Source organism: Variovorax sp. efr-133-TYG-130 (genome assembly GCF_030208835.1).
Lineage (GTDB): Bacteria > Pseudomonadota > Gammaproteobacteria > Burkholderiales > Burkholderiaceae_C > Variovorax.
This window is the reverse complement of sequence record NZ_JARVTD010000029.1, coordinates 130,388-147,668: the sequence shown is the minus strand read 5'-3', so window position 1 is coordinate 147,668 and position 17,281 is coordinate 130,388. Positions and strand designations below refer to the sequence as shown.

Below are 17,281 nucleotides of genomic sequence, written 5' to 3'. Positions count from 1 at the left end.
TCCGAATGAGTGCTGAAGAAAACAAGCCCGAAGTGCCGCACACCGAGCCCGTCTACACCCCTGAAGTCCAGGTCGTGCCGCCGGAGGACATCCCAGCCGACACCAGCTACGGCGAAGGCTCGATCACGATCCTCGAAGGGCTCGAGGCCGTGCGCAAGCGCCCCGGCATGTACATCGGCGACACCTCCGACGGCACCGGCCTGCACCACCTGGTGTTCGAAGTGGTGGACAACTCCATCGACGAGGCGCTGGCGGGCCATTGCGACGACATCGTCGTGACCATCCACTCCGACAACTCGATCTCCGTCACCGACAACGGCCGCGGCATCCCGACCGGCGTGAAGATGGACGACAAGCACGAGCCCAAGCGCTCGGCCGCAGAAATCGCGCTGACCGAGCTGCACGCCGGCGGCAAGTTCAACCAGAACAGCTACAAGGTGTCGGGCGGCCTGCACGGCGTGGGGGTGAGCTGCGTGAACGCGCTCAGCGTGATGCTGCGGCTGGTGGTGCGCCGCGAAGGCAAGATCCACGAGCTCGAATTCAGCCGCGGCTTCGTGCAGAACCGCCTGCTCGAGACGGTGAACGGCGTCGAAGTCTCGCCCATGAAGATCATCGGCGACACCGACAAGCGCGGCACCGAGGTGCACTTCCTGCCCGACACGCAGATCTTCAAGGAGAACAACGATTTCCACTATGAAATCCTCTCCAAGCGCCTGCGCGAGCTGAGCTTCCTGAACAACGGCGTGCGCATCCGCCTGAAGGACGAGCGCACCGGCAAGGAAGACGACTTCTCCGGTGCCGGCGGCGTGCGCGGCTTCGTGGAGTTCATCAACAAGGGCAAGACCGTCCTGCACCCGAACTCGTTCTACGCCGAAGGCGAGCGCCCGGCCGACACCTACGGCGGCATTCCCGGCACGCACATCGGCGTCGAAGTGGCGATGCAGTGGAACAGCGGCTACAACGAGCAGGTTCTCTGCTTCACCAACAACATCCCGCAGCGTGACGGCGGCACCCATCTCACGGGCCTGCGCGCCGCGATGACCCGCGTCATCAACAAGTACATCGAAGAGAACGAGTTCGCCAAGAAGGCGAAGGTCGAAGTCACCGGCGACGACATGCGCGAAGGCCTGTGCTGCGTGCTGAGCGTGAAGGTGCCCGAGCCCAAGTTCTCGAGCCAGACCAAGGACAAGCTGGTGTCCAGCGAAGTGCGCGCGCCGGTGGAAGACATCGTCGGCAAGCTGCTGACCGACTACCTGCAGGAACGCCCGAACGACGCCAAGATCATCTGCGGCAAGATCGTCGAGGCCGCGCGTGCCCGCGAAGCCGCCCGCAAGGCCCGCGAAATGACGCGCCGCAAGGGCGTGCTCGACGGCATGGGCCTGCCCGGCAAGCTGGCCGACTGCCAGGAAAAGGATCCGGCGCTGTGCGAGGTCTACCTGGTGGAGGGTGACTCCGCCGGCGGCTCCGCCAAGCAGGGCCGCGACCGGAAGTTCCAGGCCATCCTGCCGCTGCGCGGCAAGATCCTGAACGTCGAGAAGGCACGCTACGAGAAGCTGCTCACCAGCAACGAAATTCTCACGATGATCACCGCGCTGGGCACCGGCATCGGCCGCGCCGGCGCGACCACGGCGGGCGGCGGCGCGGACGACTTCAACGTCGCCAAGCTGCGCTACCACCGCATCATCATCATGACCGACGCCGACGTCGACGGCGCCCACATCCGCACGCTGCTGCTCACCTTCTTCTACCGCCAGATGCCCGAACTGGTGGAGCGCGGCCACATCTACATTGCGCAGCCGCCGCTGTACAAGGTCAAGGTCGGCAAGGAAGAGCAGTACCTGAAGGACGGCCCCGCGCTCGACGCCTTCCTGCTCAAGGTGGCGCTGAAAGACGCGCGCATCGAGACCGGCGGTGCCAGCTCGACCACGCTCAGCGGCGACACCCTGGGCGAACTGGCGCGCAAGCACCAGGTGGCCGAGGCCGTCATCGCACGCCTGCGCAACTTCATGGACGCCGAGGCGCTGCGCGCCATCGCCGACGGCGTGGCGCTCGACCTCGACACCACGCCCGCCGCCGAGGCTTCGGCCGTGGCGCTGCAGGCCAAGCTGCGCGAACTCAACACGACCGGCGTGCCGGCCGAGGTGAGCAACGAGTTCGACGCCCGCACCGACAAGCCGCTGCTGCGCATCAGCCGCCGCCATCACGGCAACATCAAGAGCAGCGTGATCACGCAGGACTTCGTGCACGGCGCCGACTACGCCGCGCTGGCCGAAGCCGCCAACACCTTCCGCGGCCTCCTGAGCCCCGAAGGCGCGCTGGTGAAGCGCGGCGAGGGCGAGCGCGCCAAGGAAGAAAAGGTCGACGACTTCCGCCAGGCCATGAAGTGGCTGATCAGCGAAGCCGAACGCGCCACCTCGCGCCAGCGCTACAAGGGCCTGGGCGAGATGAACCCCGAGCAGCTGTGGGAAACCACCATGGACCCCGCCGTGCGCCGCCTGCTGCGCGTGCAGATCGACGACGCGATCGAAGCCGACCGCGTGTTCACGATGCTGATGGGCGACGAAGTGGAGCCACGCCGGGAGTTCATCGAGCAGAACGCGCTGCGGGCGGCGAATATCGACGTGTAAGCCGTCCAGGCTTCCCCGCACCCCAGAACGCCCGGCCCTTTGCCGGGCGTTTTGCTTGGCGGATGCGTCAAGACCTTGAGGCAGAATCTGCGCCAATTTCGTTCGCGCCCACAGGACTCCTCCCATTCCCTCCAGCCTCGCTTTCTTCGAACTGACTACCGTGGCCGGAGAAACCGTCGTCACGTCGCTGGCCTTTCCCGAAATGGCGTGGCTCGGCAGCAACGCGCATTCGATGGCGCGGCGCATGACGCAGGCAGTGCAGTCGCACCTGATCGACAAGGGCCGCTACCTCGAGGCCGTGCAGATCAGCGATCCGCCGGCATTCGAGCGGCACGAGTTCGACGTCGACCTGCCGGGAGGCAGCGACCCGCTGCTGCATCCTCCACGCCGCTGTCGCCATGTCGCGTTTCTCTCCAGCGGCCCGGCGAACACGCCCTGCATCGGCTACGTCCCCGCGCTGGGCATCGTCGCGCTCGCCGAGGCGGAGCGTCTGCGCGCAGCCGTGAGCGAGGCCATCGTGCTCGAACACCGCCGCACCGGCCGGCAGACCGACGTACGCCGCCAGGTGGCCGCTCAATGGTTCGAACAGGTCGAGCTGACGCAGTTGCCGCTCGACGTCGTGTTCCACAGCGCCGAAGCCTTGCGCAAGCTGAAGGACGATCGCGCCAAGCCGCTGCTTCCCACTGTGGCCGACAAGATGAGCGTCGGCTCGCGCCCCGCCATCGGGCTGGCTGAGCCGCTGACAGCGCTGAAGCGCGCGTCGGAGGGCCGGTTCGCGCGCAGCGTGCTGATCGTCGGCGCGGAAAGCAGCGGCAAGACGGCGTTGATCCATCAGTACGCACGCGAACGCCGCGACCGTGCCGGCGGCTCTCCGTGGGAAACCAGCGCGGCGAGGCTCATCCAGGGCCTGACGCGCGACGGCAGCTGGCAGCAGGCGCTGACCACGCTGTGCCGCGAACTGGCCGCGCGCGAGGTGGTGCTGTACGTCGGCCATCTGGCCGAGCTGTTCGAGGTCGGCCAGTACCAGGGCAACAGCGTCAGCCTGGGCGATGCCTTGCGCGAGCCACTGGCGCGCGGCCAACTGATGCTGCTGGCCGAAGCCACGCCCGCCGAGCTCTCGCAGATCGACCTGCGCAGCCCGGGCTTCTCGGCACTGTTCCAGACAGTACGACTGCCCGAACTGCCCGAGGCCGAGCAGGAGCGCACGATGCTTGCCGCGGTGGCGGCGCTCGCGGCGGAACACCGTGTCGCGGTGTCGCCCGATGCGGTGTCCGAGCTGATCGCGCTGCAGCGCCGCTTCTCGCCGTACTCGGGCTTTCCGGGCAAGGGCATCCGCTTCTTCGAGGAGCTGATCCTGCACGTGCGAGGCCAGCAGGGCGCGGCGATCGGGCGCGACGACGCGCTCGCCGCGTTCTGCGCCGAGACCGGCATGCCGCGCCGCATGCTAGACGCGCGGTTGCCGCTCTCGCTCGACGAAGTCGACGGCTTTTTCCGCAGCCGCCTGTTCGGCCAGCCCGAGGCGCTGTCGGTCGTGACGAACCTGCTGGTGGCCACCAAGGCCGGGCTCGCGCGCGGTGGCAAGCCTATCGCGTCGATGCTGCTGATCGGCCCGACCGGCGTGGGCAAGACGGAGACGGCCAAGGCACTGGCCGAGTTCATGTTCGGCGACCCGCGCCGCATGATCCGCATCGACATGAGCGAATACGCCGACCCCGCCGCCGTGCTGCGCCTGCTCGGCGATCTCGGTGGCGACGAGGGCGTGCTGATCGGCGCGGTGCGGCGCCAGCCGTTCTCCGTGGTGCTGTTCGACGAACTCGAAAAGGCCCACCCCAGTTTCTTCGACCTGCTGCTGCAGGTGCTCGGAGAAGGCCGCCTGACCGGCGGCGACGGCCTCACCGCCAACTTCTGCGGCAGCTTCGTGGTGATGACGTCGAACCTGGGCGCCGAGGCGATGCAGCGCACGCCGATGGGCCTGGGCGCGGTGCGAGGCGATCCGCGTACCCACTTCGAGCAGGCGGTGCAGCAGGCCTTGCGCCCGGAGCTGTTCAATCGCATCGACCACATCGTGCCCTTCGCCGCGTTGTCGGCCGCCGAGCGCGCGCCGATCTTCGGACGCGAGATGACACTGCTGCGCAAGCGGGAAGGCCTGCTCGAACGCAGTGCCGAAATGACGCTGGACGACGGCGTCGCCGACCGTCTCGCCGCACTGCCCGGTGACGAGCGCTATGGCGCCCGCGACGTGCAGCGCGTGCTGCGCCGGCAACTGCTGATGCCGCTCGCGCATGCGCTGTCGCCGCATGCCTACGTCACGCCGCTGGCCGTGCGGATCGGCGCGGGCGACGCCGGCCAGCCGCTCGGCGTGCGCGTCGACCCGCTGCAGCGCCCGATCGACAACGCGCCGCTGCTGACCGCGGAGGCATTGGCCGACGCGCGCCGCCATTGGCAACGCGTGACCGAAGGCCCGCTCTTCGTGAACCTGGTGAACCAGGTGTTCCGCCTCGACGACGAACGGCGCCGCTACGAAAAGAAGCGCAAGCGCGCACCGCACCTGCCGCATTGGGACGGCACGCCGTCCGCCAGCCGCGCCCGCACGCTGAGCGCCGTGCAGCAGACGGCGCAGGGATTGTTCACCGAGATCACGGCACTCGAGGGGCAAGCCCTGCTCGCGCTGGTCGGCGAATCCGACGCGCCACCCAACATCGCCGCATGGCGCGCCCGCTTCACCGCGTTCAAGCAGCAGGCTTTCCATGCAGTGCGGCCCGACAGCGGCGTCTGCACCGTGGGCCTCTACGCCGCGCCAGCCTTGGCCACCATGCTGCATGACGCGTGGTGCGAGCTCGCGGCGCTCGCCGGCTTCGAATTCCGCTCACAGGTAGTGCGGCTCGGCGACGAGCCCCGCAAGCCCGCGCCGCCCGCCGACACCGAGGCACGCGATGAAAAGCGCGAGGAAAAAACCGATGAAGAGGCACCGCCCAGTCCGTACCTGAAATTTCCCTGGCCGCAGGCTTCGGGCCGCAAGAGCTTGATCGTGGGCTTCGAGATCGAGCTCAAGGGCCCTGCGGTGTTCGACTACTTCCGCCAGGAAAGCGGCGTCTGGCGCATCTGGGTCGCCGATCGCAACAAGTCCGACGCCTGGGTCTCGGTGCGCAGCGGCACGCTCTCGGGCTTCGAGACGCCCCACAACGTGCACCGCCAGCATTTCTTCGACAGCCGGCCCGTGCATCGGGTTCTAAGGGAAGGCGTGCTGGCGTCGCAGCAGACCGACTGGAAAACCTCGTTCCCGGACGCGCCCGCCTGGAAGCACGCGCTCGACGCCCAGTTCGACGTGCTGATGGACCGCATGCTGCTCGGGGACGACGACTGATGAGCGGACGCGGCAGCCTGCGCATTCCGGTTTTCGTCACGCATCGCAAGGAAGCGGGTTACCGGCTGCGCTGCCTGTTCCTGCCGGAAATCGACGCGACGGCCATGCGCTACGAAACAGCGCTGAACAAGCTGCGCCAGGCCGTGGTGCATCACTTCCGCGGCACGCGCAGCACACGCGCCACGCTCGATGAGCGCCTGTGGCTCGGCTTCTCGCCTGAGCTGCGCTTCGAGCTCGTGCCGCTGGGTTTCGACAGCGGGCGCCGCTGGGTCGAGGGCGCGTTCGCCGCGGCCCACTTCACAGTCGGCGGGCGCCGCTACGCCTGCCTGCCGCAGCTCGACGGTACCGTGGCCGACCTCGGCGAATCGCACCTCGACAAAGCCCAGCGCACCGAGCGGCTGGTGGCCAGCATCCAGGCCTGGTTCCGCGAGCAGCGCAAGGAGCGGGGCGACGCCTTCGACCCGCAGCGCTACCTCGCCGCGCCCAATGACGAACTCGGCGAGCTCGAAATCTCGATGCACCTGGCGCAGGGGCGTTTTCCGTTCGAGAGCGAGCACGACCTGCGCGCCGCGCTGCGCGACGACGGCATCGGCGACGGGCCGACCGAAATGGCGCGCGCCGCCGTCGACCTGAACGATCTCTACCCGGACGAACTGACCCAGGCGATCCTGCGCGACGACGCGATCGAGGAACTGGGCCGCGCGATCTACCGGCCCGACGGCGGTGCCGGAGCCATCGTGCTCGTGGGTCCGCGCGGTGCCGGCAAGACGGCGCTGGTGCACGGTGCGCTGCGGCAATTCATGGCCTCCGAGACGGGCCGCGACCGCGCGAAGCTGCAGAAGATCTGGCATCTCGACCCGATGCGCGTGATCTCCGGCATGAGCGTGATCGGCCAATGGCAACGCCGCATGGCCGTGCTGCTGCAGCACCTGCAGTTCCGCATGCGCGACGATTTCCGCATTGCCAAGCCCGACCATCTGTACTGCGACAACCTCGTCGCGCTGCTGGCGATCGGCAAGAGTTCGCAGAACACATTGACGCTGGCCGACGTGCTGCGCCCGCTGCTCGAGAAACGCGCCTTCACCATGATCGGCGAAGCCACGCCCGAGGCCTGGCAGAAAGTGCAGCAGCGCGACCGCCGTTTCGCCGACCTGTTCCGCGTGATCCGCGTCGAGCCCCCATCACGCGAGACGGCCATACGCATCGTCGGCTGGCGCCGCGCCGAGCTGGAGCGCCAGCACGAGTGCCGCATCGCTGCCGGCGCGGTGGCCGAGCTGCTGAAGATGGAGCGTCGCTTCGCCGCCGACGAGGTGCTGCCGGGCTCCGCGATCCGCGTGCTCGAACGGCTGGCCGTGCGCCACGCGCGCGCAGAAGTCGGCCGCGCCGAGGTGCTGGCCGCCTACACCGCGGCGTACCACTTCCGCGAAAAGCTGTTCTCCCGCCAGATCGGCCTGGCACCGGCGGAAGCCGCGGCGCATTTCGCGGCACGGCTGATCGGCCAGCCCGAGGCGCGCGCACAACTGGTCGATGTGGTCGCGCTGATCAAGTCCGGCCTCGCGGCGCCGGGCAAGCCGCTGTCCTCGCTGCTCTTCATCGGACCGACCGGCGTCGGCAAGAGCGAGGCGGCGAAGCTGCTCGCCGACTTCCTGTTCGAGGACGAAGGCGGCCTGGTGCGCTTCGACATGAACGAATACGTCGACGGCGACGCGACAGGCCGCCTTATCGGCGACGCCTACCGCCCCGACGGCCAGCTCACCGCCGCCGTGCGCCAGCGCCGCGCCTGCGTGCTGCTGCTCGACGAAATCGAGAAAGCCCATCCCTCCGTGCACGACCTGCTGCTGCAGGTGCTCGGCGAAGGCCGGCTGACCGATGCGCTGGGCCGCACCACCGACTTCTCCCAATGCGTGGTCGTGCTCACCTCGAACCTCGGCGCTGGTGCGGCGAGCCGCCACACCGGCTTCGTGCGGCAGCAGGCCGACGTGGCACATACCTACCGCGAGGCGGTCGAGCGCTTCTTCCGGCCCGAATTCCTCAACCGCATCGACCAGGTCGTCGGCTTCACGCCGCTGGGTGCGGACGACATTGCCGCCATCGCCCGGCTGCAGCTGGAGCGCGTGCTGGCGCGCGACGGCTTCGTGCGCAGGTTGACCTTCCTGAATGTGTCGGCACAGGCGCTGGACCACCTGGCGCGGCTCGGTCACGACGAGACGCTCGGCGCGCGGGCACTGAAGCGCGGCATAGAGCGTGCGCTGACGCAGCCCATCGCGCAGCGCCTGGCGGCTTCGCACAGCGGCCAGCCGATGCTGCTGGACGTGGCCTTCGGCGAGGGCGGCCTGACGACCCGCGCCACCGTGCTCGACTACGCCACGCGGCGCACAGTACCGCTGCCGGAAGACGCCGACTCGGCCGCCGGTTACCAGGCGCTGGCCGCCGTCGCCGACGCGCTGCATGAACGCCTGCGCGCGCAGCTCGACGCGGCGCCGGCAGAGCCCGAAGCACTGGCGCTGCGCGCGCTGCAAGTGCGGCTGGACCCGCTGCGCGAGGTGCTGGCACGCCGCAGCTGGGATCTTTCGGAGCGCCGTGTCACACCGGGACGCGCGGTCAAGCAGAGCCTGCCGCGGCCACGCGAATGGCGCCAGACGGGCCACCAACAGGCGTTCGACGAGTTGATGGCGCAGCAGGACATGCGGGACTTCTTCGAGCAGCTGTTTGCCGGCGCGTCGCCGGTGCGGGGCATGGACACCGAACTCGTGCGCTGGCAGCTTGAGATCGACCAGCTGGCCAGCCGCGCCGACAGCCTTGGCCGGCATGGCATCGAGCCAGTAGCGGTGGAAATCATGCCGCTGCAGACCGGTGCCGGAGAGACCGCGGTGGAAACGGCATGGGCCGACTACGCAACGCTGATCGCGCAGCTCGACCTGCACGAACTGCCGTCGCCGCGCGCCGGCGTGCGCTGCTTCGAAGGCATCGGCCTGCGCGACGCGTTCGGCGGGGAATGTGGCATTCACCTCTGGTACGTCGGCGACGACCGGCCGTTGCCGCTGGCGGTGCGGCTGCTGTCCGTAGAGCAGGCCGCGCCCGATGCGGCGCCGGCACCGCTGCCCACCGAGATCGTGCGCATCCGCCTCGAGCCCGCCCGCCCCGGCGACCACCGGCGCCTGACCGACCTGCGCTCCGGCCGCGTGCGCAAGTTCAGCGGCCCGCTCACCGAAGAAGACTGGCGCCTGCTGATGTGGGACGGCCGTGCCGCGGCCCGCACGTCCGCGGCGCAGGACTGAGAGAAAAAGACCCGCACCCGCATGGCCACGCTTTCGTACCCCCTGGTGTGCTGGCAGCTCGACGACACGTCCGTCTGCGGCATCCTGCTCGGCACCGACTTCCAGGTGATCGAGCGCAACGCCCGCCGCGTGAAGGCCGCGCTGGCCGAGACCCTGCAGCGCGAACGCGAGCGCGATGGCTACGTGCCCGAGCCGGACATCGACAACGCGCGGCTCAAGCTGGTGCATGTGCCGGTCAACCTCGCGCACCGCACCGACAAGGGCAGCTTCCCGGTGCCCCGTGCAACGGACTTCCACGTGGCGGCCGTGTTCGGCGAGAACGAGGAAGACGGCTACGCCAAGTGCTACCTGCCCTGGCTCGACCAGAGCTTCTATTACTACGACGACGCGCAGCTGCCGGTGCTGATCGAGCACTACACCCGCGAATGCCTCGACGGACTCTCGCCCGAGGCGGCGCAGCGCTTCCTGATGCCCGCTGCGCCATGGCTCGACCAGATCGACGTGCGGCGCGACGACAAGACCACGAACAGGCAGCATGTGCCGCGCCACCTGCGCGAGGCTTACGCGCAACTCGATGCCGTGGCCGATCGCCTGCCCGAGACCGGCGCGCGCCGCGGCCTGCATGTGTTTCCCGAGGTGGCCTGGGAGCAGGGTGCCCTGAGCGACGAAATCGCGGAGCGGCTCGCGCGCGGCGGCAACCTGCTGCTGGTCGGCGAGCCCGGCGTCGGCAAGAGCGTGGTGATCCTCGAGGCGATCCGCAAGGCGCACCGCCTCACGGTCGCGCGCGACGCGCCGCCGACCTTCTGGCGCAGCCATGCCGAGCGGCTCGTCGGCCGCGCGAAGTACCTGGGCGAATGGCAGGCGCTGTGCGACCAGACGGTGGAGTGGCTGGACATGTCGAACGGCCTGCTGTGGATCACCGACTTCGTGAACCTGCTGCAGGTCGGCGGCGAGAGCCCCGAGGAATCGATGGCCGCCTACCTGCTGCCGGCGCTGCGCCGGGGCGCGCTGCGGCTGGTCGGCGAAGCCAATCCCAGCGAGCTCGAAATTGCGCGCCAGCGGCTGCCCGGATTCATCGACTGCTTCGAAACCCTGCGCCTGCCCGAGATGGACAGCGTGCGCGCGCGCCGCGTGCTCGACCTCTTTGCCGGCCATGCCAGGAACACGCTGTCGATCGAGATCGAGCGGCCGGCGCTGGACACCGGCTACCGGCTGCTCGGCCGCTATGTACGCTACGACAGCTTTCCGGGCAAGGCGGTTCGCTTCTTCGGCGATTGCGTGCGCGAAGCCATCGCCGGGCAAACGGGCGTCGTGACCGAGACCGCCGCCATCGCGCACTTCGCAAAGAGCACCGGCCTGCCCGAGAGCTTCCTGCGCGACGACCAGCCGCTGGACGACACGCAGGTGCACGGCTTCTTCGCACAGAAGCTGTTCGGCCAGGACGCGGCCATCGGCCACCTGAAAGACGTGGTCTACCTCTTCAAGGCCGGGCTGAACGACCCCGCCAAGCCGATCGCGACCTTGCTGTTCGCCGGGCCCACAGGCGTCGGCAAGACCGCGGCCGCCAAGGCGCTGGCGCGCTACTTCTTCGGTGCCGGCGGCGGCGCCGATCCGCTGTTCCGCATCGACATGAGCGAGTTCCAGCACGCCTTCCAGATCGCGCGCCTGATCGGCTCCGGCAAGCGGCCGGGGAAGCTGGTGGAGCACGTGCGGCGGCAGCCGTTCTCGGTCGTGCTGCTCGACGAGATCGAGAAAGCCGATGCCTCGGTGTTCGACCTGCTGCTGACGGTGCTCGACGAAGGCCGCCTGCGCGACAGCCGCGGACGCATGACCGACTTTCGCAGCACCGTGATCGTGATGACGACCAACCTGGGCGTGCGCCACGGCGCGTCGCTGGGGTTCGGCGAGCCGGCGCCGAGCGACGGCGCCGTGCACGACATCCGGCAGTTCTTCCGGCCGGAATTCTTCAACCGCATCGACCGCGTCGTGCCTTTCGCGCCGCTGTCGCGCAGGGCCATCGAGGCCATCGCGGTGCAAGAGTTGCAGGCGATCGCGCAGCGCGAAGGGGTGGCGCGCCGCGGCGTGCGCCTGAACTTCTCGCCCGAGGTCGTGGCATTCGTCGCGGACAAGGGATTCAGTCCGAAGTACGGCGCGCGGCCTTTGCAGCGCGCCGTCGAGCAGCATGTGGTGGCCGCGGTCGCGCGGGCGATGTTCGGGGCGGTCGCGGACGGGGCATGCCTGGAGGTAGCGCTGGTGGACGGGGTCGTCGTGGCAAGACCGCAGCCCGGCTGAACCTCACCGCTGCTGAGGACACCCCAGCCTGAACTGCCGGTCCCGCGTGCGCTTGCGCTCGTCCCGCAGCCAATCCTGCGAATACGCGCCTTGCGGCTGCCGCCCGATCGCGTCGATCCAGTTGATGTGTTCGGCAAGGCCGCTGCATTCGCCCATTTCGTTCGCCACGTTCTGCGCGACCTGCCTTTCGTACTGGTGCTGTTGCGCGGCGACGGCCGCGTTGTCGCGGATCGAGGCTTCGCGCGCTTCCGGGCTCATGCCGTCGGCGATGTTCACGTCGCGCCGCAGCCGGACCGTCGTGGCGCGCGAGCCTTCGGGGCACGGGCCGTCAGAGTAGGCGGCCTTGCCTGACGGGGTCAGGCACTTGGTCACCTCGAAGGTGTCGGGGCCGGTCGCGCCAGGGGAGGCCACGGGCGGGGAGGGCGCGGGGCGGGCATCCTGAGGGGGCGGCGCGATGCCGGGTGGTACCGCCATCGTCGGCCCGGCGGATTGCTTCTGCGCCCTTTGCTGCGCCAGCAGCCACTCCGCACCCATATAGAACAGGTACACGGCCAGCACGGCCAACGCCAGCCACAGCGCCCAATGGCGATCCGGCTTCGGCCGCAGGCCCTGCTCCCACGCGGTCATCGCCTCGCGGCGTTCGCGCATCGGGTCGTAGTCGTCGTCGGGGTTCATGGGACCGCAGTATCTCCGGCCGCGATGCACCGCCATCGACCTGCGCCGTGCACCCTGGCGGACTCCGGCGGCAAGGCCCGTGGAAACTGCCGCATCAGGGTTTGCGTGAGGTCTGTCAGCAAATGTGGCTTGCACGTCCGTCACACGGGCGTCACCAGCTATGAAAACAATAGCATTCACATTGAATCCGAGGATCGTTCCTCGTAAACGCTATATCTAGCCCGACTCTTGCTAAGCAAAATCCTCGTCGGATTTCACGTCACGCAAGATCGAGGACCACACAGCAATGAACCCTTCGCGTCTCCGCCGGCCGCTGGCCGCGCTGGTTTTGGGCGGCACAGCAGCATTCCTCGGGGCCTTCACTTCGGCCCATGCGTTCTCGAACCCACCCATCCAGGTGGCGCAGGGCATCGAATTCATGAGCGGCGGCACCACACGGGACGAAGCCGCGTTCATGGAAATGGTGTCGCCCCGCTGGGCCGCGACCATCGCGCTGGGTGTGAGCGACGGCAAGGGTGCGCAGCAACCCGGCTTTCCCGCCAAGGCACACGTCGAAGTGCGCCAGAAGTACACCGGCCAGGCCGTGATGACCGTGGACTCCCAGGCGCCGTACATGCTCGCGCGCCTGAATCCCGGCGCGTATGACGTGAACGTGACGCTGGGCGGGCTGACGCTGACGCAGTCGCTGGTGGTGATTGCCGGCGTGCCGGCGCGCGCTTCGTTCGTGTGGCCGTCGAACTTCGACATGGCCTCGGTCGCGCCGCCGCTGCCGCAGGCGCTGGCGCAGACCGCCTCGGCCACCCGTTGAAAAACCGGCGCACGGCTGTGGCCGTTGCGTCCTCGGTCAGCCTTTCCTAAGTCGCGCGCCGCACAGTGGCGCTGTGGTTTTTCGCCACTACGAACAGGAAAGGACCCAGACCATGACCTCCCGCTTTTCATCGCGCATGCGGCCCGTGGCGGCCGCGATGCTTTGCGGCGCCGTTCTGCTCGGCGCGTTCTCGTCGGCGCAGGCCGCGATGAACCCGCCGATCTACATGACGCACGGCGTCGAGTACATGAGCGGCGGCATCGGCAGTGACGAAGCGCAGCTGATGGAAACTGTGCTGCCGCGCTGGCCCGCCAGCTTTGAGTTCGCTATCAAGGACCACAAGGGCGCCGATTTCGCCGCCAATGTGCACGTTACCGTGCGCGACAGCAGCGGCGTGGCGCTGCTCGACAACGTGGTGTCGGGCGGCCCGTTCATGGTGGCCCGGCTCGACCCGGGCAACTACGAGGTCGAGGCCCGCCTCGGCAACCAGGTGCTGAAGCAGCAGCTGCGCGTGCCGCAGGGTGCCTCCGCCAAGGCCACCTTCGTCTGGCCGGCGGGCACCGACATGGCTTTGGCCGGCACGCGCACGGTGCAATAAGGCGTGAAAACGGGCGCCGGCAGCACATGCCGCCGGCGCGCGTTGGCAAGCTCCATGTGAGCCACAACGCCCGCTATCCGGGCGCCTCTCGCTATAGAAAAAATAGCGGTGGTGGCACCCTTGGGCGTCTTGAATGCGCGGCATGCGCCTTGCAGATGGTGTATCCCGGGCGATGCCCGACCCCATTGCCCCGATGCCGATCCGTCCCCTGAGCGCGCTGACCGCGTTGCTCCATGTCTACATTGCGCTGCGCCTGCTGCCCGCGCTCGCCGTGCTCACGCCCGCATGGCCGCTGGCGCTGCTTGCGCTGGTGGTCTCGGCGGTGACGATTCCGCTGCCTTTCCTGTCGCGCCGAATCGAGCGCAACGCGTCGATGGGCGAGGCGATCAAGTGGATCGGGCTGATCAGCATGGGCTGGTTCTCCTCCATGTTCGTGCTGACGCTGGTGCGCGACGCGGGCCTGCTGCTCACCTGGCTGGCCGGCGCATTGGGCGGCGTGCAGGTGCAATGGAACACGCTGCGCCCATGGACCGCGCTGGCGGTGCTGGCCGTGGCCACGGCCACGTCGGCGATCGGTTTTCTCAATGCACGGCGCACGGCCAGCGTGAAGCGTGTCGACGTGCCGATCCGCGGGCTGCCGCAGGCGCTCGAGGGCTTCACGATCGCGCAGCTCAGCGACATCCATGTCGGGCCGACAATCAGGAGCGGGTACATCCAGCGCATCGTCGAGGCGGTCAACCGGCTGGGCGCCGACACCATCGCCATCACCGGCGACCTGGTGGACGGCAGCGTGCCGGAACTGCGCGAGCACATCGCGCCGCTTGCCGGGCTTCGCGCGCGCCACGGCACCTTCGTGGTCACCGGCAACCACGAGTACTACGCGGGCGCGCATGCCTGGATCGACGAGTTGCGCCGCCTGGGCCTGAAGGTGCTGCTCAACGAGCATGTGGTGCTGCAGACGCGCAATGTGCGCGGCGCGCAGACCGATGAAGAGCTGTTCGAAAGCGCGCTGGTGCTGGCGGGCGTGACCGACTTCACCGCCGGGCATTTCGACGCGGCCCATGCCAGCGACCCGCACCTGGCGCTGCACGATGCGCCCCCGCTGGTGCACACGCGCGTGCTGCTGGCGCACCAGCCGCGCAGCGCGCCGCTGGCGGCCGCGGCCGGCTACCAGCTGCAGCTGTCGGGCCACACGCACGGCGGCCAGTTCTTTCCGTGGAATCTCTTCGTGCCGATGCAGCAGCCTTTCACGGCGGGCCTGCATCGCCTGCACGACATGTGGGTCTACGTGAGCCGGGGCACCGGTTACTGGGGCCCGCCGAAGCGCTTTGGCGCGCCCTCCGAGATCACGCTGCTGACGCTGGTGCCCGCGGCCGCCTGAGCGGCTTCGATCGATCAGTCGGGGCTGGATTCGAGCTCTGCCAGGCGCCGCGCGTTCGACGTGGCGGCCGCGCGAATCGGCTCCAGGCCTTCGCGAGCGATGTGCACCGCCATGTCGGACAGCTCGCTCGCCGCGCTCACCGTGCCGGCGGCCGACTGCACCAGCGCGTCGCCGTGCACCGCCGCCTGCGCCGGCGTGACGCTGCCGGCCAGCGAGAAGAACGCCGTGGTGCTCTGCACCCACTGCTGCAGCACGCGGCTGGCCAGCGAGAGGTGGCTGCTGTGCCACTGCTTCGCCATCGCGATGCCCGACTCGCTCGCGGCGGCGAGCTTTTCGTGGCCCATGAGCTGGAATTCCGCCAAGTCGGCCGGGCTGGGCGCGAGCCCCGCCTTGGCGATGCGTTCAGTGCGCATGCGGATCACGGAGCCGGAGGACAGCAGCATCTCGTTGGTCTTGAGTGCCAGGTCGAACCACTGCATGAGCGGATGGACCAGGCCGGGAGTGGTTGTGAGAGACGACGACATGGTGGGGTTGTGCGCGCGAACGCTTGGAGGAAGTCGAACCACTATAGGCCTCGCGAGCCGAAATTGCTGCAGTGCAACATGACGAAGTCCGTTTTGTTGACCAAGTCCTACTTTCGGACGTGGAAATTACGCGCTGGACGGATGCAGAGGCGCCGGGAAATTGATCATCCGGCTGTCATATCCCACTCTCCGTGCAAGAAAACCACATCATGAGATTGCACGCATCCACGCCCCTTCGGGCCGCCGTGTTCGCAGCTTCATTCGGGCTGCTGGGCTCGGCGGCCCATGCATTCGACGACAACACGCGCGGCATCTACTTCGACCTCGGCCATGCCGCGCATGGCCAGAAAGACGATGCCGACGCGGCCACGGTGGGCATGGTGCTGCCGTGGGCACCGGGCCAGGCGGTGCAGCAGGGGCCGCTCACGCGCTACTGGGATGTTTTCCTGAGCCAGTGGAGCGCGCCGGGGCTGAACAACGACGGCCGCCGCAGCTACACGCAGATCGGCGCCATCTACATGCTGCGCTACCGCTTCGGCGACGGCGGATCGCCCTGGTTCGCCGAAGGCGGCGTCGGCGCGACGCTGATGGACCGCATCTACCGCACGCCCGACCGCAGCTTCAGCACCGCTTTCCAGTTCACCGAAGTGCTGGGCATCGGCCGCAGCTTCGGCGAGAAAGGCGCGCACGAGGTGTCGCTGCGCGTGCAGCACTTCTCCAACGCGGGCATCAAGAAGCCCAACCCCGGCGAGACCTTCCTGCGCCTGCGCTACGCCTACCGCTTCTGAAGCCGCCGCCGCGCGCGCACTTCCGTCGCGAGATAGCCGAGCGTCGCCACCGTCAGCGGCAGCAGGTAATAGAGGCCCCGATAGGCCAGCAAGGCGCCGAGCAATGTGGCCTCCGGCACCTGGTGGGCCAGCAGCGCCACGAACACCGCCTCGAGCACGCCGAGCCCCGCCGGCACGTGCGTGACCACGCCCGCCACCGCCGCCACCAGCAGCACCGCCAGCACGTGCGGATAGCCGACCGCGCCCTGCAGCAGGAACCAGATCACGCCACCGATCAGCGACCAATTGGCGCACGACATCGCCAGCTGCAGCAGCGCCATTGCGAGCCCCGGCGTCCTGAACGCATGGCCGCGTATGCGCCACACGCGGCCCCTGGCAAAGGCGCACACCAGCACATAGGCCGCGGCCAGCACCAGAAGCGCCGCGCCCAGGATGCGCAGGCCGTCGTTGCCGATCTTCCAGCCGGGCGGCAATGACAGCGGCCAGAAGCAGAAGGCGACGCCCGCCACCAGAAGGTAGCCGATCCAGTTGGTCAGCATGCTGAAGCCCAGCACGCGCGTGATGGTCTCGTTGCCCAGCCCCAGCCTCGAATAGAGCCGGTAGCGGAACGCCACGCCGCCCACCAGCGAACCCAGGTTGAGATTGAAGGCGTAGCTGATGAAGGTCACGCCCATCACCGTGCCGGTGCCCAGCCGGTGCCGCGTGAGGTGCCGCCCCAGCAGGTCGTACGTGCTGTAGAGCACGAAGCTGCAGGCCGCGATTGCGCCGGCCGCGAGCAGCGTGGTGGCGGGCAGCGCGCGGATCGCGTCGAGCACGTCGTCCCAGTCGATGGTGCGCGCCTGCCGCACCAGCAGCCACGCGATCAGCGCGAAGAAGCCCCACGCCGCGGCACGGCGTACCCAGGGCCACCAGGACTGCCGGGACAGGGCCATCGTGCTCATGCGTG

Annotated in this window: 11 protein-coding genes; 8 read left to right on the top strand and 3 right to left on the bottom strand. The window is 68.7% G+C overall.

Annotated features, from left to right (window positions below):
* The first annotated feature begins 5 nt into the window (after nucleotides 1-5).
* From gyrB to QRN67_RS23530, 4 genes are all read left to right on the top strand, one after another.
* A complete protein-coding gene (gene gyrB, locus QRN67_RS23545; RefSeq protein WP_081269780.1) occupies nucleotides 6-2,627 on the top strand; it encodes a DNA topoisomerase (ATP-hydrolyzing) subunit B in 2,622 nt (873 codons plus the stop codon).
* A 160-nt stretch (nucleotides 2,628-2,787) separates the two neighbouring features.
* Nucleotides 2,788-5,991 carry an AAA family ATPase gene (locus QRN67_RS23540; protein ID WP_285413824.1) on the top strand — a complete coding sequence of 1,068 codons (3,204 nt, stop codon included), beginning with the start codon at nucleotides 2,788-2,790 and terminating at the stop codon, nucleotides 5,989-5,991.
* On the top strand, nucleotides 5,991-9,269 hold the full coding sequence (locus QRN67_RS23535) for an AAA family ATPase (RefSeq protein WP_285413823.1): 3,279 nt from the start codon (nucleotides 5,991-5,993) through the stop codon (nucleotides 9,267-9,269). The genes QRN67_RS23540 and QRN67_RS23535 overlap by 1 nt, the downstream gene beginning before the upstream one ends.
* A 21-nt stretch (nucleotides 9,270-9,290) precedes the next feature.
* Nucleotides 9,291-11,561, top strand: coding sequence for an AAA family ATPase (locus tag QRN67_RS23530; protein WP_285413822.1), 2,271 nt, complete (start codon nucleotides 9,291-9,293; stop codon nucleotides 11,559-11,561).
* A 3-nt stretch (nucleotides 11,562-11,564) separates the two neighbouring features.
* Here the strand turns inward: QRN67_RS23530 and QRN67_RS23525 are convergent, their stop codons facing one another.
* Nucleotides 11,565-12,236 carry a hypothetical protein gene (locus QRN67_RS23525; protein WP_285413821.1) on the bottom strand — a complete coding sequence of 224 codons (672 nt, stop codon included), beginning with the start codon at nucleotides 12,234-12,236 and terminating at the stop codon, nucleotides 11,565-11,567.
* A 286-nt stretch (nucleotides 12,237-12,522) separates the two neighbouring features.
* On the opposite strand from QRN67_RS23525, the gene QRN67_RS23520 reads away from it, so the two are divergent.
* From QRN67_RS23520 to QRN67_RS23510, 3 genes are all read left to right on the top strand, one after another.
* Nucleotides 12,523-13,044, top strand: a complete 522-nt coding sequence (locus tag QRN67_RS23520; protein ID WP_081269778.1) for a hypothetical protein — start codon at nucleotides 12,523-12,525, stop codon at nucleotides 13,042-13,044.
* A gap of 112 nt (nucleotides 13,045-13,156) precedes the next feature.
* Entirely contained in the window at nucleotides 13,157-13,642 is a 486-nt protein-coding gene (locus tag QRN67_RS23515; protein WP_081269777.1) for a hypothetical protein, read from the top strand.
* 133 nt (nucleotides 13,643-13,775) lie between these two features.
* Nucleotides 13,776-15,023 (top strand): metallophosphoesterase, encoded by a 1,248-nt coding sequence (locus tag QRN67_RS23510; protein ID WP_081269776.1) that lies wholly within the window; start codon nucleotides 13,776-13,778, stop codon nucleotides 15,021-15,023.
* 14 nt (nucleotides 15,024-15,037) lie between these two features.
* On the opposite strand, the gene QRN67_RS23505 is transcribed toward QRN67_RS23510, so the two are convergent.
* On the bottom strand, nucleotides 15,038-15,547 hold the full coding sequence (locus QRN67_RS23505) for a polyhydroxyalkanoate granule-associated phasin (protein ID WP_081269775.1): 510 nt from the start codon (nucleotides 15,545-15,547) through the stop codon (nucleotides 15,038-15,040).
* A gap of 209 nt (nucleotides 15,548-15,756) precedes the next feature.
* Between QRN67_RS23505 and QRN67_RS23500 the strand changes: the two genes are divergently transcribed.
* Nucleotides 15,757-16,335 (top strand): acyloxyacyl hydrolase, encoded by a 579-nt coding sequence (locus QRN67_RS23500; RefSeq protein ID WP_285413820.1) that lies wholly within the window; start codon nucleotides 15,757-15,759, stop codon nucleotides 16,333-16,335.
* On the opposite strand, the gene QRN67_RS23495 is transcribed toward QRN67_RS23500, so the two are convergent.
* Entirely contained in the window at nucleotides 16,323-17,276 is a 954-nt protein-coding gene (locus QRN67_RS23495; protein WP_081269773.1) for a lysylphosphatidylglycerol synthase domain-containing protein, read from the bottom strand. The two genes, QRN67_RS23500 and QRN67_RS23495, sit on opposite strands and share 13 nt — an antisense overlap.
* Nucleotides 17,277-17,281: the final 5 nt, after the last annotated feature.

Bases quoted from the DNA above. Each gene is read 5' to 3' on its own strand.
- QRN67_RS23500 (WP_285413820.1), top strand. From the start codon at position 15,757: ATGAGATTGCACGCATCCACGCCCCTTCGGGCCGCCGTGTTCGCAGCT.
- QRN67_RS23515 (WP_081269777.1), top strand. From the start codon at position 13,157: ATGACCTCCCGCTTTTCATCGCGCATGCGGCCCGTGGCGGCCGCGATG.
- gyrB (WP_081269780.1), top strand. From the start codon at position 6: ATGAGTGCTGAAGAAAACAAGCCCGAAGTGCCGCACACCGAGCCCGTC.
- QRN67_RS23530 (WP_285413822.1), top strand. From the start codon at position 9,291: ATGGCCACGCTTTCGTACCCCCTGGTGTGCTGGCAGCTCGACGACACG.
- QRN67_RS23520 (WP_081269778.1), top strand. From the start codon at position 12,523: ATGAACCCTTCGCGTCTCCGCCGGCCGCTGGCCGCGCTGGTTTTGGGC.
- QRN67_RS23525 (WP_285413821.1), bottom strand. From the start codon at position 12,236: ATGAACCCCGACGACGACTACGACCCGATGCGCGAACGCCGCGAGGCG.
- QRN67_RS23505 (WP_081269775.1), bottom strand. From the start codon at position 15,547: ATGTCGTCGTCTCTCACAACCACTCCCGGCCTGGTCCATCCGCTCATG.
- QRN67_RS23535 (WP_285413823.1), top strand. From the start codon at position 5,991: ATGAGCGGACGCGGCAGCCTGCGCATTCCGGTTTTCGTCACGCATCGC.
- QRN67_RS23510 (WP_081269776.1), top strand. From the start codon at position 13,776: ATGCGCGGCATGCGCCTTGCAGATGGTGTATCCCGGGCGATGCCCGAC.
- QRN67_RS23495 (WP_081269773.1), bottom strand. From the start codon at position 17,276: ATGAGCACGATGGCCCTGTCCCGGCAGTCCTGGTGGCCCTGGGTACGC.